We start from the raw sequence: 20,103 nt of genomic DNA on the forward strand, positions 1-20,103 counted from the left end.
CGGCTATCGAGAGATTCCACGCCGAAATCGATCATCGGTACGATTTCGCGGATTCGTTTCGGCCCCGAACGAATCGGTGGAGGACGAATACGGTCGTGCCAAGCGCGACTCCGTACCAGAGCGTCCCGATTCGGATGACTAACGTCGAGCTAACGGCGACCGTGCGTGAGTATCCGAAAATGACCAACATTCCCACCATACTGGCTTCGGTGGCGGCTAGCCCCCCGGGTAGCAGGCTAACCGCACCGATAATCGATCCGAGGCCGAACACGAACAAAGCTAGAAGTATCGACCTGCCCGTTGCAAATCCGTCTAATACGAGCCACAGCGCTAAACCCTCGAGGCCCCATGCAACGAGGCTAATACCTACAGCGGCGCCGAGCGGGCGGGGCTGAAAGAGTACGTACGCGTTCTCGTAAAACTCCCCGAGGTCATCGGCGTACGACCTAGCGATCGGAATCGACTCCAGCCGTTCCAAAAGCCGAAGACAGGCTGTTCGCCACTGCAGGAAAGCTAGTCCACCCAGAAAGATAGCAGTTACGACAATTACCGTCGTCGATGACTGATCGTAGACGATCACTCCGAGGAAGGCGAACGCGGACACAGCTAACAAGTCAGTGATGCGTTCCGCGCCGACGATAGATGCGGTCCGATTTACGGGCACGCCGCGGAGATCGCGCAGAAACCACGCTTTCCAGACTTCGCCCGCTTTGCCCGGAGTGATAACCATCATCAGTCCACTGACGAACACCAGAAGACTCGTACCGATTGGAACGTCGACGCCGAGTTTCCGGAGGTAGTACTCCCATTTGAGAAACCGAACACCGTAGCTCACGGTCACTAACCCGAAGACGGCGCCGATCCGCCATCGTTCGAGCGCGAGAATCGCCCCGGAAACCTCGTCCGCCTCGCCGAACGCGAAGAGGCCGAAGAAGATGATGACCGTCAGGATTGCTGTCAGCCACAGCCCGTGTGTTCGGGCGACTTTCTGTACCCGACGAAAACCGCTCATATATTCATCAGCGAAAGGGCGTCGTTGAGTTTGGTAGCGATATGTCCCGAGATGTAGCCGCCGCGCCCGCTAGCCCGTGTAGTACCCGCGCGGATCGCGTCCAGAACGGGCCGGTCACAAATCGTGTAGGCCCGACCGACTTCCATCCCGAAGTGGGCATCACTTCCGCCCGTAGCCGCGAGGCCGTGCGTCTCCGCGAACGACCGTGCTCGACGGTTGTACTGCGGAAGAACGCACCGTGAATTCGTCACCTCGACTCCGTCGATACGCTCCGCAATACCGTCGAGATTCCCAGTATAGTGTTCGCGGAGGCTATCGAAGGGATGTGAGAGGATTGCAAGTCCACCCTGCTCATGGACGCGGTCGATTACAGTGAGCGGATCGGCTTTCGGAGGTACCTCGCTCACGTTTAGTGCGAGAAGGTGGCCCTGCGTCGTCGTCACCTCGACGCCGGGAATGACGGTTAGTCTTTCGGAGGCGAGGGAGTTTACCTCGTCATAACCATCAAGAGTGTCGTGATTAGTAATTGCGATACCATCCAGTCCGGCGTCTAGAGCCGCACTGACGACATCGCGGGGCGCGGCTCGTGAACAGGGAGACGCGTCGGTGTGGACCTGCAGATCGTAGCGTTTCACCGAAACACCTCGATTACTAACTCCGGGACGTCGTAAAGGACGACGACGACCAGACAAACCCACAGGATTAGATTCGCGATCGAAGGGACGTCTGTGAGAAGGTACTTCGCCTGGCCCGCAATATCCGTCGTGTGAACGAGATGATGGTATCGAAACACGCCAAAAAACGCGAAGGGGAGTGTCGTCATCATCATCGGATCGGTACGGAAGAACGTGTACAGAGAGTAGGCCATCAACAACGTCGCCATGGTCATCACGAGCAGTTGATCGACATCGTTTTTGGAATACTCCTCGAGTACGTGCCGCGTCTCTCGCGGATTGGTCGTAACCTCGAGTTCGTGGCGTCGTTTCCCGAAAGCGAGAACTAGCGCAAGGAGAAAGGTACTCACGATTAACCACGGACTCAGGTAGACATCGATAGCGACAACGCCGGCGATAGCACGGAGGACGAACCCCGTGGCAATGATCAACACATCGACGAATAGGATTCGCTTCAGGTACAGCGAATAGAGGGCGTTCTGGCCGATATAGCCGAGTAAAACGGTGAAAAATAGCGGGCCGAGACTGTACGCCGCTCCGAATCCGATTCCGACGAGGAGGATCCCGAAGACGATACTGACCGGGATGGTGACTTGTCCGCTGGCGATGGGTCGATGTCGTTTCTCCGGGTGATTTCGATCCTTCTCGAGATCGTTAATGTCGTTGAAGATGTACGTCGCGCCCGCGATAGCGGTGAAAGCTACGATACCGATGAGCAGGTTGATCCACGCATCCGCGTCGAGGAGACTCCTCGAAAAGACGATGCCGAGCAGCATTACGCCCTGTTTGTACCACTGCCAAGGCCGAATTTCTCGAATTAAACCGATAACGGTTGATATCGGGTTTATCGTTCGCGGAGACTCAGCCATACAGGTGCTTCTGTGGACGAGAATGAAAATGATAAATGTTCCCCGCGTTAGCCTGATACGATGAGGAAAACGTCCAAGAAAAGCAATGAGATCCGCGGTCGTCACAGGCGAGACTGGGTTCTCAGTTCTTAACGCGTGTCAACACCCTGTTGAGCGGGTGAGAACTCACCTCCTCAGTCGAAAACCGTTCGACAATGGAGACGACGCAGCGAGGATAGATTTTGTCGAAGGCGACGTGCGGGACAAAGAGCGGAGGTTAGACGTCCGCGAAAATAACGATGCAGACGTGATCGTTCGCAGGACGGCTACGCCCCTCTACGGGATAAAGACGAGATTTAGGAGGTGGCAGTCGACGGAGTGATCCGTGCTGTGGGGAGCGGACGGATCTGACGGCGATCGGGTAGTGGACACTCCGTCGACAGTTGTTCGTGGAGAACCGAGCGCCATCCAATAGCCAGCGATTCTATCCACCGTGTGAGGTCCGCTCAAACCGAAACACCGTGATTCCGTTGTACCGCTCTTCCTCAACCGGGCCGCGGTATTCAGAGCGATTCTCTACCGTCTGTAGAATCCGTCGATCCGTCGACGAATCAGTGTACGAGAGTACGACCCAGACGTCACCGCGTCCTTCGGTGGACGCTCGTATTTCATCAGCTGAGGCGTCGGGCTGAATCCGAACTACAGTCACGTCCGACCGGTCGAAGTAGTAACTGAACGACCTCTCCGTGAATGGTCTGCTGACGAGGACGACGTCGTCGTTCTCGACGTTCGACTCGACATTAGTAGCGGCCTCCCGCCACTGTTCTTTCTGATCGTCCTGATAGTACGTCGGGAGCGGCAACACGAGACCGACGAGGAGCAACCCGACTACAACGTACCGAAGCGGCGGGAGAGAGACTGTCCGCACGCCTTTCGCGATAAGGATGAAAAACGCCAACGACGCCCCGATCGAGTAACGGTCCACGAAGATCGGCGTGATGACGTGTGAGAGGGCAACCGGGACGAGTATCGGCACTACGAACCAGAGGACAACGAGGTACACGCTGTTTATTGATGTGTCTTGGCGGTCGGTATCCGACGCCGCACCCTGGCCGCTCGAGAGCGCGAGTAGTATACATCCCGCGACGATGAGCGAGACGAGAATCGGTAACGACTCATCGAACAGGTAGCCGCCGAGATACGCGGCGAACACCTGTCTGATAGTCTCGGCCGTTGGCAGCGGAATCCACGAAACGTTGGTCGTTTCGCCGCCGCGTGCCGCCATCGTACGGCGGAATAACCGTACCAACCACGGGGCGAGCAGAAGAGCGATTATCCCTTCGAGGGCGATCCAGCGGCGTAACGGTAGTCGCGACCGGGGGACGGTCAGGGTGACAGGCCGAGAGAAGATGTACGCGTTCTGGGCGAGTATCACAAACAGCCCGAAAACGTGCGTATAGCCGAGGAGGACCGTGGAGACAACGTACCCGATATCGTCTCGGGCACCGGCCTCGTCGGATGGTCTTCTCATCTGTATTCGCCCGAACCAATAGAACGAGAGCGCGGTCAGCAGCGCGAGCAGATTATACATTCGCACCTCCTGAGAGTACCAAATGTGGAACGGAGAGACGGCGACAAGCAACGCTGCGATAGCCCCTACTTCCCGGTCGAAGAGCTGTCGACCAACCCCGTAGAGAACGACTACAGTGGCAACTCCTACGGTGGCAGACAGCAGCCGCGTAGCCAGTTCGGTCGTTCCGAAGATCGCCGTCCAAGCAGAAAGGAGTAGGTAGTAAAGTGGCGGATGAGGATCGTTCCCCGGTACACTGACCAGAAGTTCGTACGGCGTGTTCGACGTTACGATGGTCACCGAGACGATTTCGTCAACCCAGTAACTCTCGGATCTCAACCGAAAGAATCGAAGCACAACGGCGAGGAGAGTAATCGGAAGCAGTTCGACTGGGACACCCGCCAGAGAACGGTTATCGTTTGTCTCCCCGTCCTTCTCGATCATCGGGAAGAGCGACATGCATTCAGTTGCAACGACCCAGAGTATGAATGTTAGCCGGTTAACGGAGGTCCTGAGTTACTTCGACAAGCGATCAACCGCCTCAGGCCGCCGTCGACGAGACCGCGATCGAGACGCTGTAACAGTCGCGTTCACCTACTGCGGGCGTCGGGTTACGGTGACCCTTGCTGAAACTCTAACGTCTCTGCGTAACGAATTGCTGGCCTGAACTCCTGAGACACTCAAGCAGAAACGGCGGCCCAGACAGAGGAACGATGTAACGAGCCGATCAGTATTTGTACAGGATCCGTCACAAACGGCGTTCCGAAGTCCGACAGTATCCTTCTCATTCGTCGCTTTCAGCCGCTGGGAAGAGGGTAAATGAGAACGTCGATCCCTCATCGAGTTCGGAGTCGACCCAAATTTCCCCATCGTGACGCTCGATGATCCGCTTGCACAGCGCCAGTCCGATACCGGACCCGGGGTGTTTATCAGGGGAGTGGAGACGTTGGAATATCTCGAAGATTCGCTCTTGTTCGTCTCGATCAATCCCGATCCCTTCGTCCCGAACTGACACCCTCCACATCGGATTGTTCCGCTCGGCGAAAATACGCACTCGCGGCGGCTCGTCGCCACTATACTCGAGCGCATTGCTCAAGAGATTCTGAAACAGCTGGCGTAACTGGCTTTCGTCCCCCTTCACACGCGGCAACTCCTCGATGTTCATCTCGGCACCACTTTCTATGATCTGTACGTTGAGGTCGTCGCGAACGTCTGCAACGACCGCGTCCAGGTCGACTGGTTCGAGCGGTTCGCCTTGCGTCTCCACGCGCGAATAGTGGAGCAATCCGTCGATCATCTCGCGCATCCGATCCGCACCGTCGACGGCGAACTCGAGGAACTCCTCGCCGTCCTCGTCGAGTTTGTCGTCGTACCGGTTCTCGATCAACTGGAGGTAACTCGTCACCATCCGCAACGGCTCCTGCAGGTCGTGGCTGGCGGCGTAGGCGAACTGTTCGAGGCGTTCGTTCGATTCCTTAAGCCGTTCGTTTGCCCGTTCGAGTGCACGCTCGCGCTCTTTGCGCCCGGTGATGTCCTGGGCCGCCCCGCGGAGCGAAACGACGTCGCCGTCGACAGCCTCTGGAATCCCCTGGACCCGAAGCCAGCGGACCTCGCCGCTGGGCGGATGGAACCGAACCTCCACGTCGAACGAGTCGCCCGCCTCGAGTGCCTCGTCGATAGCGTCCTCGATAATCGGCCGGTCGTCCTCGTGGTAGACGTCGAGGGCCTGGTCCAACGACGGTTCCTCGTCGGAGGAGACACCCAGAAGATGGAAGAGGTGATTGGTCCAGAACACCTCCCTCGTGTCCGGATCGATCTCCCAGCCGCCGACGTCCGCAGTGCGCTCGGTCGTATGGAGCAGATTGAGTGCCCGTTCGAGTTCGAATGCATGGGTCTTGGCCCGTGCATCGTTGACTCCCCCGGCAAAAGCAGGGACGAGGACGAACCCCGTGATGATCAGCATCGCCCGGACAGGGTTGCTAAGACTTGCGGCCGGCTGGAGGTGGTAAAGCGTGAGAAGACCAGTCATCACAGTGATCGCGCCGAGACACCAGCCGGTGATATACGGATAAAATTTGGGGTTGATATCGGTTCGCGGCAATCGATAGCCGCCATAGAGGAGAATCGTACCCGGCCCGCCGACAAAGAAGGAGATGATTAGGGCGTTCGACACCGCTGTGCCCCCTGTGACCTCCACGTATGTCCAGCCGACGGCGAGCGTGACGTACAGCGCCCCAAGGGCGACAACGGCTCGCCTCCCGCCAATGCTGGACACGACCGACTTCCAGAAGCCCATTACCAGCAATCGAGAGAGGAACACTTATAATAGTACTGTGACGCGATGAGAGAGATTCGCGTCCGTATTTCCCGGATGTACCTGGTTCGCGGTAGATACGCGCTCATACTTTTCCACCGTACAATTATCAGAGTATATTCCGTTATTAGTGGATAGTATCTGTACGTACCGCTCCACGTTGACTCACTGAAACAAACTTGGTGATGAACGTGTATACTCGACAGAACAGCTGTTTCCACTAAAACGATATTCGAACGGCAGGGACAGATAGAGAAAGCCGGCACTGGCTATAGTAGCCACTGAAAGTCAATGCACACCCGATCGCACGACAGCTGTGCGATCGGTGTGTAAATCATTTCAGTTGTCACTATAGTTCTGAACCTCCTCGGCCGGCGTATTTCCGTCGAGCGATTGATGCGGTCTCCGGCGGTTGTAGTAATGCACAAACTGTTCAATCCATTCGCGTGTGCTTGACCGACTGCGACCCACGAGTTACGGAAACGGTCGATGCGTATGTTGAGGGTGTGAAACTACTTTTCAATGAGGTTTCGGTCAGTAGAGTTCACTCGACCGTTTAATCCTAATCGGGCAAGGGCAGTCCGATAGCCGAATTGATCAACGAGAAACTCAGCGTTCGTGAGATCGTGTTTTTCGCGGAGTCCATGCAGAAATGCAGCCGCCGGATCAGTATCGTGCTGACCAAATAACGCGACGTCAAGAATCAACTTCGTCTCGATGCCTATTGCAGCGTACACCCAAGACCAGTCACCGTTAATCTTGACAGCGGTCTCGTCGACAGCGACCCGCGACGGCGACGCCGTCCTCAGAATGCTTCGCGCTCTGATTAGCCACACGAGAGCTTCGCTCTCGTGGACATCGGCGGGTCGCGTTCGCTGTTAGCCAGCCGATGTACCCAGTTCCAGACCGCTCCATGAGAACGTTTAACGCCTAATTCAGTGAGAATCGTTGTTGTCTCTCGAAGCGAATACCCGGTCTGATGGAGGCGGACGGCGAAAGCCCTGACGGGCGTCACCGTCCGCTCGTTCTCCCAAGATTCTTCTAAATCCGCGTCGTAGCGCTCGCTGAGCAGGTCTGTGAGCATTAATCCAAATCAACTCAACGATCTGCTCACTTCTCAAACTGGCTCAACTAGACAGTGCCGTAGCCAGAATCGCTTAGAAAAGAATCAGTTTTCGTCTCGTCGGCTCACTAAGCAGAGACCTCGTCAGCGGTCGCGAAGATCGCGACCTTGTCGTCGGCGATCGCAAAACTGGGCCCGAATACAACGGCAACAGACTCTATTTCTGCCTACTGAATCGCTCGTTCAACCCACCTATTATCTCACCTTCTACATCGATGGCGAAATCAAACCGCCTGTCCCGGCGATTATCGACTCGAGGCGCTCGCGCTCTGCGACGACGGCCATCAGCGTCGCAGTCTCCCCGTGTGTTTCTTCTGGGTTGACGAACTGTTCGCCGCTCACAACCGACTGTCGGACCCTGCCGCCTGTCTCCCACGGGTATCGGTTGGAAGTTCGATTTTCGGCACTGAAAGTCACACGATCCCCGATAAAAGTTCGTGAAGCGTTATCCACCTGCTATCGTCTGAGAGTAACTCTACTCGCACACTTTCTTTTTTGGCGAACGTCAAACCAGGAATAGCGAGTCGAACGGATAAGTTTGCAGCGGGAGCGGGCTAGTTGGTCGCGAATTTCGCTCGTGGAACAGTTAATATTACTGCACAGTATATGATAATATTCCGGGTGATTGTGTGTCTAACGACCGTATGTCTGAAAGTGCTACTATAACTATGAAAAAGACTACAGGTGGTGTCTCTCGCTGGCCGAATGCATGGCGCAGCAATCCAGCCCTCCCGACCGCACTGAGTCGTCGACAACCAAGCCCGATGCGGGAGTAACGCGCCGGTCGTACGTGCGATCGATCATTGCAGGTGCCGCCGCCAGGATGAGTACGACTGCAGCTGGCGTGACTAAGATCGGCCTGACCGCGATGGGGACCGTAGCGGCTTCGGACCACGAGGTCATCAGGGCAAGCGGACAGACGATCCGGATCGGTCAGGGGGAGTCGTTCGAGAATACGCTCATCGATATCACGACGGACGACTCGATCGCGCTTGTGGTAGACGGCGGCGGTTCGGCAATCCGAAACGTCGGGTTCAAAGGCCTGTACCGCGGTGTCGACTTCCCAATCCCAATTTCGGCGCCCGATGGAGAGGTGCTCGTCGAGAACGTCTATCTCGGCGATGGCGCCGCGGAGGGGAGCGACCACGGATCCGCCGCGGTCTCCTATCACGACGAGGCCGGCAGTGATGTCACCTTCCGGTACTGCAATGTCCTGGGATGGCCGAACAACGGTTTCGACTGGTCCACCACTGCGAGTAGTGGCTCGGTTACGTTCGAGAAATGCTACGCCAAGAACAACGGTATCGCCCCCTTCCGCTGTGTCGGCTCCGACGACTCAATCCGTGATTATGTTGCATACAACGACGAGCCCGACTACGGCTTGGGCGACGGTGAGTACACTGGGACGAGTCTCGGCTTCGAATCCAGCGCCTCCAGCAGGAGGACTCGCGGTGAGCGACGAACCGACGATGTCGACGATGATCCGGACCGCTCGGTTCCCGAGGGCGTCCCGACGAGCGCCGAAGAGGCTGCGGCCGAATAGGGATCTATGTGGGATCGGCATCCGTCTTTAGCTAAGCCTCAGCCCTCAGTTGTGTAGCGGTAACGAGCGTCTCCTGTAACACTGGTCGTTGCTGGTGAATCTTCTGTGCGTCTTCGATCAACCGTTCCAACAGCGGTGGTGGTGAGTAGCCGAGGTACTCGCCAAGTTCGTGGAGGATGAGCTGGGCGTGCGACCGGAAGGTCGCCGCCCAGCGTTCCGGCGGAAACACGAGGTCATCGTCCGCTTGCTCAGTCACTAGATCGAGCAGATCACGACTTACCAACAGTGAGAGCAACGCCGCATACAGCAGAATTTCAACGACGTGCTTCTTGCTCGTGTCGAATTCGTCCAGTTCGTACTGCATCTTCAGCTCACGGAACAGCAACTCTACTTCCCACCGACATCGATACAGCGTCGCTAGATCCGCCGGCAGGAACTCGTCTCTCGGCAGATTCGTGATGTACAGGTGATAGTCGTCGGCGCCCGCACCGAGGACGCCGACGACGCGGAATCGATTCGTATCCAGTGACCGTGTTCCGTTGTACGGCCCTCGCTTGAATTCCATTTCGACCTCGACATCGATGTACTTGCGGTCGAGTTCCTCCACGACATCGTGGATCCGCTTGCCCTCCAAGGGAATGGCGCGGCCGCACCATTCCCGTAACTCCTCGGTTATCACCGGATTCGCGCTCTCTTTCAGCCGACTCACGAAGTAGCCGTCGTTCTCATCGATCAACGCGAAGCGGCGGTACTCGAAGTACGCCAAGTCGAGCAATACAAGCCGTCCGTCGAGCCACGATTCAGTGTTGAACAACGTGCTGTCGTGCGCTTTCTCGTCTGCCACGTCGAGCCGTTCTATCGTCTGATCGGTGGCATTGTGGAGCAGGTGGAGCGAAGCTCCAGCCTGCTCCTCGTGGCGGGCTTGGTACTCTTCGGAGAGAAATTCGTGCAACCGCAACACCGTTCCACCGGCGATCATCACATCCCTGAGCCGGTCGATGTCAGCGTTAACAGCGTCGGGAACAGCGACCTCGTCGAGCACGATCTCGACGAGGTCGCGGAGGCACTCGGCGAGTGACGGCGTCAACCGTTGATAGAAGCCGCCGGGCGAGATCGTCTCGTCGGCGGTGGAGTTGTCGCTGCGCCTGAAGCCAGCGAGTGTTCGGCTTTCGCCTGCGGCGAAGCCGAACACGAATGCCCAGACGAAGGCAGGAATCTGGAGCTTCCGGTCGCGTTCGACCACGCCGAGTTCCTCGGCGTGCTCTTCGAGGAACTCGGAGGGAAAGAGAGGAGTGAGCCGACGCATGATCTTCGATGAGGAGCCGTTGTCGTGCACAGACTCGGCTTCCTCATTCCTCTCGAATAGAAGCCTCGATAAGCCGCCGCTGTCACGTGGTTTCTCACTTAGCTAAAGACGAATGCCCAGTCGTATTGGTCACTCGCTGTGTGCTCCCATGTCCGGTCGACCCTGTTTGTTCGGTACCCGTGTCCGCTAAACTTCCACTTGCTCCCCAATTGTGTTAACGGGGTGCATGCTATAGAATCCATACGGCGTGCAAACGATGTGGAGAAGTCGGAGCTAAACGCATGACGATGAGATATCAAAGTAATGCTACAATTGCAGTGTTTCTTTGTCACGAATGTGTGAGGTCGGCTTCTCATGACGGAGAAATCAATGAACTTGTTCACTCCTTAGATCCGTAATATCTATTGTTTATCGCTAATTCTCGGCCGGTATCACCGTTGTAGATCTCAGTTGCGATTCTCACCTTTCCGGTGACGCCAGAAGTTGAGACTCCTGCGCTCAATGCATATGGAATTAGCTCGTATCTCGCCACTTCGTTTTAGGAAGTTCTCACGGAAATAGCTGATAATAGAGCTGTTTACTGATCAAGGAGATGATTATGGCCAGCCATCAGGTAGCTCATCTTGATGCTCCTGCATCAATATGATGAGGGGCTGAATCTCCTCGAAGCGTGATCCACGTGTGATGGTATTTGTCTCACGATCCCAATTGATGAACTCTGCTTCAGCCAGTTTCGGCGCGTGATTTTCATCATATTCCCCAATATCTAATAATATTTATATTTGATGGCTTATCGTAGGGTGCTCTTGTGACAAATACGCGCTTTCTATTAGTAGACGTATCATCACTGGCCCGGAAGTCGAGTTTTCGCCTGGGATTGAGTCAAATAAAAGAATAGTGAAAAAACATATGGGAAACGGGATAGAATGGAGACATATGAAACGACGTTCGGTCCTTGCAACGGTTGCCACTAGTGGTTCCGCTGCTATCGCAGGTTGTCTTGGTGCTCTCTCTTCTAATCAAGACAAATCCGAAAACAGTAACTCCAGTTCAAAGGATAACGCCGATGATGGGTGTCCTGATCCAGAAATAGAAACGCCACTAAATTATGAAGAGTTCGATTTCACTCCGATATATCCTGAAGAAGAAGAAAATAAAGTAGTTCTTCTCACTAAACCAAAAGAAGTAAAGCAATATAAGGAAAGAGAAGATATTTCAGACAACATTCAGGATGTTGATTTTGATAAAGAATTCGTAGTGATTATAGAAAACCCATTGCGTGGAAACTGGGGCATTCACCACATGCTTGGGATAGAAGGTGAGAATCCCAAAAATCCAGAAATATATGTTTGTTCTACTGATAAGCCAGAGTCGCCTAATGACGTAATAGATATGATGTCCTTCGGACTTATTGTTGAATATGAAGACCAAAAACCCGAAGATATTGAGTTCAACCACCTTACTGGTTGAATGAAGATCTAAACGGGTCGAGTGAGAGTTCCACGGGTCACCGCACCTGTGACCGTTTACACCAAAGCGGTGTTATTGCAGATACGAGGTTTATATTTTGAAAGCTAAAGATTGACCATCTAACAGCCAAACTGTAGATCGAGGTTGTCTTGGATGTCGTGGGCAGCAGGAGCATATGAACGCTCATGGTAGCAGGTGAAAGAATCACAGATTTCAGAATGCCATTTGTGGATGCCGATAATAACTGCTGCCTGATATGGAGACGTAGAGGTCCTTACTCTACGATAATGTGGCCCACCAGAATCACCACCAGCAGCATCTGTGGTTAATTCAACATCTCTCACCCCATTTCTGCTTCTATACCCTTCTACCTGACCTTCAGTGTGGCATGTTTTTGCACCATAGTGATACGCTGTCTCATCATAATCGGTCATATATTCAATACCGCCTTCAGTTACATATCCAGAAACATCTCTAGTTGTGTCATGGATAGAACAGCTAACATCATCAATCCCATATGATTCAACGCTAACGACCGCGATATCATATCCGTCTTCTGATAAATACTCTTGTACCCTCCCCACATACATATCAGGATCACTATCATCGTAACCATACCAGAGTTCACCCTCACTTGGATACTCAAACCCGTGTGTGGAAGTTGCCCAACATTCTTCACCCCCATAGACAACTCGACCGAGAGCGGACAACCTATTACTATGACCCGTGACAACACGCGATCCCCCCTGTGGAGTGTCAGAAGAACTTTCTCCACCCTCACAGAAGCTGTCCTCATTATGAGCATCCAAATGAAGTTCTTTAGCAGGTTCAACGTGGACCTTATAGCCGTTTACTTTCTCTGGTAGCGTGTCTACCTTGTCGGAGGCTATATCATGAACACTGACTCCAATTTTTGGGGTTCTGAAGCCGTGAATACTTTCCTCCGACGAATGTCTGAACACTGAATCGACAAAATCAGCGCCACCATAGTCATCCGTAAGAGATTCTATGGCGTTTTGCGCCTCCTTCACCAGATTTAACCAATCGATAGGAACTTCGTCGAAAATATTCTCACCACCATTAATATGGGCTGTTTCAATGGCAGTAAACTCATCCGATCCGGCTGCGACAGGAGATATCCCTGTCAAAGCAGCACCGGTCACTGATAGCGATTTTAATACGTCCCTTCTGTTAGTAGAGGTGATTTCCTCCATAAACTACCAATGGAATGTGAAAGTATTGGTTGTTATGATATACTATAAAAGATGAAAGTCGCGGCAAAGCTATTACTATTCGATACAATATAGTACGGGGATATATTCTACCAATTAGTTTCGAATCAGCAGACAAGACACCTTGCTCAGATCAAGTAAAAACCGCGCCCACGCGTCCGAGTACTCCAATATTCACCGCTCTTGCCACAAACCTACTTCTAGTGCATCAGGCGCTGACCGTTCATTCACAAGCTCAAACATCTCGTCATCGCCCTCCAAGACACACTCAACGAACTGATTAAGATCCTGCTCACAGTAATCCTTATAGCCGAGCCAAATTCTCGGACCACCCATATTCAATTCCTCGAGCGTCTCGATCACTTGCTCCACCTCACCGGGCCGCTGTTTCACGATCGCTCCCAGAACAGTCGCAGCTCCAGGATTTCCTTCTGATAGCGCAACAAACCGGTCCATATCTCGCTGTTCTCTTTAGACGTTATTCTCAATTACTTCTTGATGGCTCCAGTGCTCATCGGTCTTGACGTGGTTTTCTCTCACATATTTTCCAAGCCGATTCCCGAATTGACCGTAATGGATCGGGAATTTCGTCCGAACCACGATCCCCTCACCACCGTTGTCGATCACATCTCGGGCGTACTTGATCAGCTCGCGGCGAGCCTCAGCCTTTGTCTCGAACGTCGCTTGGTCAGCACTGTCCTCACAATAGATCACAGGTGAAGTCGGGAAGCCAAGCACATCATCAGCCACTTTCTGTGTCATCGGCCACGACAGCCACATATACATCTGTTTGTCGTAGACGCCGAACACCTGGAAGTAGGCTCGTTCGTCGTCAACGCCAGTCAATTCTGACAGGCTCGGCCCGACGTCTTCACACGGCGATTCGCAGTCACATCCGTAGTGAATGCTATGTTTTGCGTGGAGCCACTCTCCGAACACTTGGAACCGATCTGGGAGCTTCTGATTCACCTGTTGCTCCCAGTAGAGACCGCCATCGCCGTACAACGGCTTCATCGTCTCCAACGGTTGTTTCCCGTTACGAGCCCTCACAGGGTTATTCACATCGTTCACCACCATACAGTTCGACCCACCGGTTTTCTCTGTCACGACCAACGGAATCCCAATGAAGTCCTCAATGCTTTCAAGACCAGTATCGTCATGTTCGATGCGCTCTTGAGCAACGCTCTCGTCGTCGTACCAGTACAGAGGCAGCAGATGCCGACTCGAGGGATATTTGATCCGATCGCGATGTTCTTTCCACGGCGGGGTGTCAAAGGCGTCTCCCCACTTGTTGACGTCCTTTGAGCCGATCTGCTCTGGCAGCGAGTGATTGATACTCAATTGGTCCCAGTCGCTGAACTCGCTGGGGCAGATGTCGCTTTTCAGGATGGCTTTCCAGAGCCAGAACGCCTGCGGCGGAATATCGTTCGTTTCTGCGTACTGGTGGTGGTTGTTGCAGACTGCGGCGCCGTTCGGAGGGATGTAGCCGCCGTCGGTCCACAGTGGTCTTTCGATGATTTGGTGGGCGTCGTCGGCTTCGCTGTCGCACCACGGGACGAGACAGGTGTTGTTCGTTTCACTGAAGACGGCCTGGCGGAAGTACTTGCGTTGTTTGTTCGTCATATATTGACCCGAATGTGCCCTGGGTACAGCGGGGACACACCGCTAACCTGGTTCTCTGTGAAGAGTGCGTGCACCAGAGAGTGTGTTAGTACCTATTCGAGAGACGGAGATTATTCCACGACCATATCAAGGCGCTCTCGTTTGCCGAACAAATCGAGATGTTCGACAAGGCCGTCGAGAGCCAGATCGGCGCGGCCCGCAACTAGGGCCTCTACGAACAAAGCAGTCCCGCTCGCAATCGACACGACGACCGTCGAAAGCGATGCGTTCGGGAAACGGGTCACCTTCAAGTCGATCGCCGACCCCGAACACCACAAGTGGAGCAAGTCGAAACGCCGGGAGACGTACGCAGCGATCGAGAAGTGGGGGCTCGAGTGCCTGGTCGGGGAAGACGCAGACGACATCCGCAACGCGAACTTCTCCGATCCAGAAAAACGCGAGGCTGCCGAATCGATCCCTGCGGTCGTCCGCTACGTCCGCGGGACGAAGTCGGGCGACGAGTTCCTCTACGCGTGGGAGTTCGCAGCCGCGTGCATCGCACACCCGATCTGTCCAATGTTCATCGGCATGAAGCCGCTGGAAGGGAAAGGACGGCTCGAGGATCACGTCCGCGAGTTCGTCGATCGGGCCCAGGAACTCGTCCCGATCTCGGACGTCTACATGGACGCCGCGTACGCGCAGGTCCCGGTCTTCCAGACCTTCCACTACGGGAACCAGTTCCGTACCGAGGACACCATCAACATGCCGTACGTGATGAACATCTCGGAGAAGGACCGCGTCGAGAAGGCCGCGCTGAAGGAAGAGCCCGGGCACGGTGACTTCGTCACGAGGATGGGCGAGAACGACAAGGACGCCACTATCATCACGGGATTCAAACAACACAACCAGGATCACGGATGGGGCGAGACCAGCCTGGTGGCCCTCCCGAAACGCGGAGTTGACGTAGTCGAAGATCCTGTTAAAGACCGCGTCGCGTTCTGTACGAATCGGCTGGACATCAACGCCACCAACGTCAGAACGATTCTCCAAGGGCCAGACCCAGAGATGTGCGAGAGCGAGGAAGCCAAACGGAGAGCCCGGCTCGATCGCGGCTAGGGTAATCGCTGGGTCATCGAGAACGGCTTCCAGAAGGTCAAGGACTTCCTCGCGTTCACGAAATCCGGACACCCAGGCGTTCGGCTCTTCTACATGCTGTACGCGTCCCTTCTGTTCAACTGCTGGATGCTCGTCGATCGGACGATCAAGGAGCGGAAGGGGATCAAGTACGAATCCAAACCCCAGCTGAAGGCGAAGACCTTCGCCGTGATCGTGGCGAACTTCCTTCGTCCGATCGACTAACGCCCGCTGTTCCTCCCCGACGCCCGCTGACCGGCTAGTACCGACTGTGTTCGTCGCACTCTCTTTTTCGTTTGTTACCCTTTAACTACTCTTGTAACCGTCACTTTCGACAGGCTCGTTTTCGAGTGGCTTTCTTGCAATTAGTGTCTATTGGAAAAGACTGGTCTACCTACGGTTAGAAATCGCGTTTCTCGGATAGGTACGGCCGCAGGAGTTGAGACCGCTGCGCTCAATGCATATGAGGTAGCACTTCTTCCGTCACTTCGTTTCAGGAGGTTCTCACTGGAATAGCCGATACATGGAGAGTGCGAACCTAACGCAATTACCGATTAGCAACAATCGTCATCGTCGGGTGTCCAATCACACGCATTGTCCATCATAAGGCTGTTGTCGTCGATATACGCCGAGAGACATGCATAGTTACAAAAGTATGCTGGCGATCCACAATCATCAGTACAGTCACGAACACAGATTGGGTCGTGAGAGAAAATACGCGACTCACAGTATGCACATTTCTCGTCTAGATCGGGTGTTGAAACAGTCGTAGACATATCTGTATTACGAGGCAGCCCTCGGAAAGCGTTTCGCAGAGAACCCGCAGAACGAGACAATAGCGATATGTTCCTCATCTGCACTGATCTGTTAGACGGATTCTTGACCGTGTCGTGGCCAGCATCTCGTAGTGACTTCGACGTATGAGTCTCGACGCGCAATCTTTCGACGGATCGCACAACGGTCATACGTTGAGTGGCCAGCATATGACTCGACACCGCTGTACGATCGAACCTCTCTTGGAGGATTGAAAGAAGATGTTCGCGTCGTTTCGAAACCGTGGTTCACCCATGACGAGCACAACTCGGTCGATCAGCTCGTTTGCTCACTCCCATTGGCATACTTTTGCTTCGATCCTCACGACTGTTATACGGGCTCGGCACAGTATGAGATGGACACGCTCTTTCGGATGTTCGTCCTGAAGGAACTCCACGGGTGGGACCACGAGACGGCACTCGTTGAGTACCTTGATCGCCGCCCAGATCTCTGCGAGCGATTGGGTCTGAAGCCGATTCCGAACCAGTCGACGCTGTGGCGCAGCTGGCACAACCGACTCACCGCAGATCTTCGTGAGACAATCGAGAGTGTTGCACGAACGATCCTTATCAAAGCTCAGAACGCTGGTGTCCCAGTCCCGCGGGATCCAGATCGAAAATTTCCTCGTCGAGATAACGACACTGAAGAACCGGATCTAGATACCCAGACAGTGCTGGAACAGGCGGAACAGATCACAAATCACATTAGTCGCATCGTCTACCCTGCCTTTTCGCTTGACCGAGGAGAGGGCTGTGAAATCCACGAGAATGCCTACTGGGACTTACAGACCTACCTCGGACTTCGAGAGAGTCTCGCTGCCAACGAGGGGGCTCGCAGCTTCATCTACGAATCAACCCGTGACCGGACGCCGTTAGGTCACGCCCATCGCGAGCACCTTCGGGAGCTCTCAATTCCGGAGATTCGAGCAATGTACCGGCAAGCAGTAGGGAGACTTTTGGACGAGACTGCGGAGACAGAGAAGTTCTTTCCGGCTGGGATCGTCGCTATCGACATCACTGAAGATACGCCGTTCACAGGAGACAGGACAGGCCACAAAAATGAGATCATCGGGACGAAAGAAGCTACCGACGAGTACGCCCACCAGTGGGCAACGGTGCAGCTGGTCGGAAACGCCGTTCCAATCGTGCTGGATGCTCGCCCGGTCCGGCGAGGCGAGACGCGAAAGGAAATCGTTGAGGATCTCCTGAATTCAACCCAGGAAATGGTCCATGTCGATAACGTGCTAATGGACCGAGAATTCGATAGTCAGCATATACTGGAGATGATCAGCCAGCGTGGACTCTCGTACGTCGTTCCGAAGCGAATGCAGACCAGCGAGAAAGCCCAGGCCAAGCGCCTTCTCAAACGCGGTCAGGATCGATACACAACCGACCGCAAACTCCATCTAGGCAACAACGAGTGGCACGAGACAACGCTCATCTACCGTCGGAAAGAGAACTCCGAACACGATGATTATCGCCAGTATTCGGTGTTCATGTCGAATCGTAGCGGGTTCATCACTGAGTACGGGTATCGGTGGGAGATTGAGAGTGGCTACAAATCCATTAAGCGGTTCATGGCCGCGACAACGTCAAAAGATTTCGGGCTGCGGTTCTTCTATTTCGCGTTCGCGTGCCTCCTGTACTCGATCTGGCGGGCCGTCGACCTGCTCGTGCAGGTCGAACTGACCGGTGAGTATGAGCATTCGCCAATTGTAACAGCCGATAACACGCTGACGTTGCTGAGGAAAGAGACAGGAATCGGGTAGAACGCCCACTCAGTCCGGTCAAACGCCGTGTTTTCGAGTGGCAACGCTGGTCCCAGTCTCGGAATATCGTCGAAATAGTTCCTGGGCCAACGAAAATTGATGCTTGAGAGCTGATCTGAACCAGTTCCATCTTACTGATTCGATCAAATATCCGCATCACAGGCCCGCTAAACCCGCTGTAGTCTCAACTTCCAGACGGCCGTATTCTGTATAGCGACATGAAATTTATAGAACACAGATTAGAAGGGTAGACTACCCGAGACCACCGAAAACACCGGAATTATCGAACTAACACTCTACTGTGCGTTAGTCCAGTAATGTACTGTGAATTTATGAGGGTCCACACTGTACGGTGATCCAACCAGATGGAACACACTGATTCCGGGGCTAATACCGGGGGAAGCACCCTCAAAACGGCCATTGGCGACTTTCTCGAGTCTGGCAACAAATCAGGGAACTACCGCGACGCACTCGAGCGGGTGCTTACTCAGTGGCGACAGTACCTCGAAGATCGCGGCGTCGAAACAGTCGATCGAGTCGGCAAACGGAGCATGGCCAACTACGCGCAGTACCTCTCTCGTCGCGTTGACGCTAGCAAGAGCCGCGAAGCTAACGGCGGGATCTCTGCGGCGACGGCCTGGACGTACTACGACTACGTCTCGGCGTTTCTCTCCTACTGTGTCCGATGGGACTACCTTGAAGAGAATCCGGCACAGAAAGGAATCGCACTCGACGAGCTGCCGCCGAGGCCGAAGAAAAAGAGCGGCGACCAACAGTTCTGGTCGCCCGAAGATCGGACGGCACTGGTTCGGTACGCCGACCGTCGAGCTCACGAGGCCGTCGACGAGAAAGGCTTCGACGCCCTCGAGGAACTTCGCGATCGCGCGCTCGTGTACGTCCTCGCATACTCCGGGGTTCGTGGCGGCGAAGTTCTGAGCGATCCACGCGACGACCGACGGAACGGGCTTCGATGGAAGGACGTCGACCTCGAGAACAACCAGCTACACGTCCTCGGAAAGAACCAGCAGCGCGAGGAAGTCCAACTCCCACCGCTTGCTCACAGCCCGATCGAACGCCTCGAGCAAGCCCTCGAGCCGGCGTCGCCGGAGTGGCCGGTCTTCGTGACGAGTCACGCGCCCTCGCTGTACAGTAACCTTCCAGACGACGCAGATCCCTCGGAGGGTGAACCCTTGGAGTTACAGCGGAAACACGGCGTGGTCCCGCCGTCACTCTCGACGAACGGCGGCCGGTCCGTCCTGAAACGGCTGTGCGACGACGCCGAGATCGACGTCGACGGCGATTACCTGAAACCGCACGGCGCGAGGCGTGGCGTCGGTGAAGCTGTCTATCGCGAGCACGGCGCGGCGGCAGCACAACGAGTGCTCCGGCACGCCGACCCGCGGACAACATCACAGATGTACGCGCATATCGAAGCCAGTGAGTTGGCCGAAGAGACGGCTGAGGTCTTCGAGAACGAGTGATCTGCTCGGTTTACTAGTTCACCGTTATTGACCCTACTAATTCAACGGCACTGTCTAGTTAAGAGACTCTGGTGTAAAACGGCGCTTCAGCGGCCGGTACGTCCAATAAGCGCTGGACCTGTCGAATAGAGCGTATTCTCATCAATCTCATATTTGACAGTTATGAGTATCTCATGGTCTATTGGGCTACCCTTCTTGGTCAACACAATAGAT

At 54.6% G+C, this 20,103-nt stretch carries 18 protein-coding genes and 1 pseudogene; 7 read left to right on the forward strand and 12 right to left on the reverse strand.

The features are described from left to right. Window positions 1-31: 31 nt before the first annotated feature. From NED97_RS20605 to NED97_RS20615, 3 genes are read right to left on the reverse strand one after another with little or no spacing between them, the layout of a single operon-like run. On the reverse strand, window positions 32-1,012 hold the full coding sequence (locus tag NED97_RS20605; protein ID WP_252490681.1) for a lysylphosphatidylglycerol synthase transmembrane domain-containing protein: 981 nt from the start codon (window positions 1,010-1,012) through the stop codon (window positions 32-34). Then, window positions 1,009-1,647: a PHP domain-containing protein gene (locus tag NED97_RS20610; RefSeq protein ID WP_252490682.1), complete on the reverse strand. Its 639-nt coding sequence runs from the start codon at window positions 1,645-1,647 to the stop codon at window positions 1,009-1,011. The genes NED97_RS20605 and NED97_RS20610 overlap by 4 nt, the downstream gene beginning before the upstream one ends. Next, on the reverse strand, window positions 1,644-2,660 hold the full coding sequence (locus NED97_RS20615) for a UbiA prenyltransferase family protein (RefSeq protein ID WP_345781244.1): 1,017 nt from the start codon (window positions 2,658-2,660) through the stop codon (window positions 1,644-1,646). The genes NED97_RS20610 and NED97_RS20615 overlap by 4 nt, the downstream gene beginning before the upstream one ends. Here NED97_RS20615 and NED97_RS20620 point away from each other — a divergent pair. Further along, the gene (locus NED97_RS20620; RefSeq protein ID WP_252490683.1) at window positions 2,641-2,916 is read left to right on the forward strand and encodes a hypothetical protein; all 276 of its coding nucleotides are present in this window, start codon (window positions 2,641-2,643) and stop codon (window positions 2,914-2,916) included. The two genes, NED97_RS20615 and NED97_RS20620, sit on opposite strands and share 20 nt — an antisense overlap. 102 nt (window positions 2,917-3,018) lie before the next feature. Here the strand turns inward: NED97_RS20620 and NED97_RS20625 are convergent, their stop codons facing one another. The 4 genes and pseudogenes from NED97_RS20625 to NED97_RS23170 form a co-directional block, all read right to left on the reverse strand. Further along, complete coding sequence (locus NED97_RS20625) at window positions 3,019-4,563, reverse strand: glycosyltransferase family 39 protein (protein ID WP_252490684.1); 1,545 nt, start codon at window positions 4,561-4,563, stop codon at window positions 3,019-3,021. Window positions 4,564-4,888: 325 nt separating this feature from the next. Then, window positions 4,889-6,400, reverse strand: a complete 1,512-nt coding sequence (locus NED97_RS20630) for an ATP-binding protein (RefSeq protein ID WP_252490685.1) — start codon at window positions 6,398-6,400, stop codon at window positions 4,889-4,891. Between the two features lie 357 nt (window positions 6,401-6,757). Then, a pseudogene (locus tag NED97_RS20635) lies at window positions 6,758-7,502 on the reverse strand (IS6 family transposase). Between the two features lie 246 nt (window positions 7,503-7,748). After that, complete coding sequence (locus NED97_RS23170) at window positions 7,749-7,883, reverse strand: hypothetical protein (RefSeq protein ID WP_256493425.1); 135 nt, start codon at window positions 7,881-7,883, stop codon at window positions 7,749-7,751. 448 nt (window positions 7,884-8,331) lie between these two features. Between NED97_RS23170 and NED97_RS20640 the strand changes: the two genes are divergently transcribed. Beyond that, complete coding sequence (locus NED97_RS20640) at window positions 8,332-9,084, forward strand: hypothetical protein (RefSeq protein ID WP_252490686.1); 753 nt, start codon at window positions 8,332-8,334, stop codon at window positions 9,082-9,084. Window positions 9,085-9,115: 31 nt separating this feature from the next. Here NED97_RS20640 and NED97_RS20645 read toward each other — a convergent pair whose 3' ends face one another. Then, window positions 9,116-10,390 carry an IS4 family transposase gene (locus tag NED97_RS20645; RefSeq protein ID WP_252490948.1) on the reverse strand — a complete coding sequence of 425 codons (1,275 nt, stop codon included), beginning with the start codon at window positions 10,388-10,390 and terminating at the stop codon, window positions 9,116-9,118. A 936-nt stretch (window positions 10,391-11,326) separates the two neighbouring features. On the opposite strand from NED97_RS20645, the gene NED97_RS20650 reads away from it, so the two are divergent. After that, entirely contained in the window at window positions 11,327-11,860 is a 534-nt protein-coding gene (locus NED97_RS20650) for a hypothetical protein (RefSeq protein WP_252490687.1), read from the forward strand. 119 nt (window positions 11,861-11,979) lie between these two features. On the opposite strand, the gene NED97_RS20655 is transcribed toward NED97_RS20650, so the two are convergent. The 3 genes from NED97_RS20655 to NED97_RS20665 all read right to left on the reverse strand — a co-directional run bounded on the left by NED97_RS20655 (window position 11,980) and on the right by NED97_RS20665 (window position 14,715). Continuing rightward, the gene (locus NED97_RS20655; protein ID WP_252490688.1) at window positions 11,980-13,074 is read right to left on the reverse strand and encodes a hypothetical protein; all 1,095 of its coding nucleotides are present in this window, start codon (window positions 13,072-13,074) and stop codon (window positions 11,980-11,982) included. A 192-nt stretch (window positions 13,075-13,266) separates the two neighbouring features. Beyond that, window positions 13,267-13,548, reverse strand: a complete 282-nt coding sequence (locus tag NED97_RS20660; RefSeq protein ID WP_252490689.1) for a hypothetical protein — start codon at window positions 13,546-13,548, stop codon at window positions 13,267-13,269. Between the two features lie 15 nt (window positions 13,549-13,563). Further along, a complete protein-coding gene (locus NED97_RS20665; protein WP_252490690.1) occupies window positions 13,564-14,715 on the reverse strand; it encodes an RNA ligase family protein in 1,152 nt (383 codons plus the stop codon). 141 nt (window positions 14,716-14,856) lie between these two features. On the opposite strand from NED97_RS20665, the gene NED97_RS20670 reads away from it, so the two are divergent. Beyond that, a complete protein-coding gene (locus tag NED97_RS20670; protein ID WP_252490691.1) occupies window positions 14,857-15,810 on the forward strand; it encodes a hypothetical protein in 954 nt (317 codons plus the stop codon). 93 nt (window positions 15,811-15,903) lie between these two features. Beyond that, window positions 15,904-16,053: a hypothetical protein gene (locus tag NED97_RS20675; RefSeq protein ID WP_252490692.1), complete on the forward strand. Its 150-nt coding sequence runs from the start codon at window positions 15,904-15,906 to the stop codon at window positions 16,051-16,053. Window positions 16,054-16,382: 329 nt separating this feature from the next. Here the strand turns inward: NED97_RS20675 and NED97_RS20680 are convergent, their stop codons facing one another. Then, window positions 16,383-16,604 (reverse strand): hypothetical protein, encoded by a 222-nt coding sequence (locus NED97_RS20680; protein WP_252490693.1) that lies wholly within the window; start codon window positions 16,602-16,604, stop codon window positions 16,383-16,385. Window positions 16,605-16,735: 131 nt separating this feature from the next. Between NED97_RS20680 and NED97_RS20685 the strand changes: the two genes are divergently transcribed. Together NED97_RS20685 and NED97_RS20690 are read left to right on the forward strand one after the other, a co-directional pair. After that, on the forward strand, window positions 16,736-18,409 hold the full coding sequence (locus tag NED97_RS20685) for a transposase (protein WP_252490694.1): 1,674 nt from the start codon (window positions 16,736-16,738) through the stop codon (window positions 18,407-18,409). Between the two features lie 365 nt (window positions 18,410-18,774). Further along, complete coding sequence (locus tag NED97_RS20690) at window positions 18,775-19,890, forward strand: tyrosine-type recombinase/integrase (RefSeq protein ID WP_252490695.1); 1,116 nt, start codon at window positions 18,775-18,777, stop codon at window positions 19,888-19,890. The last annotated feature ends 213 nt before the right edge of the window (window positions 19,891-20,103 follow it).

Origin of the sequence: Natronococcus sp. CG52, from assembly GCF_023913515.1 — an archaeon.
In the GTDB taxonomy this organism is placed as follows: domain Archaea; phylum Halobacteriota; class Halobacteria; order Halobacteriales; family Natrialbaceae; genus Natronococcus; species Natronococcus zhouii.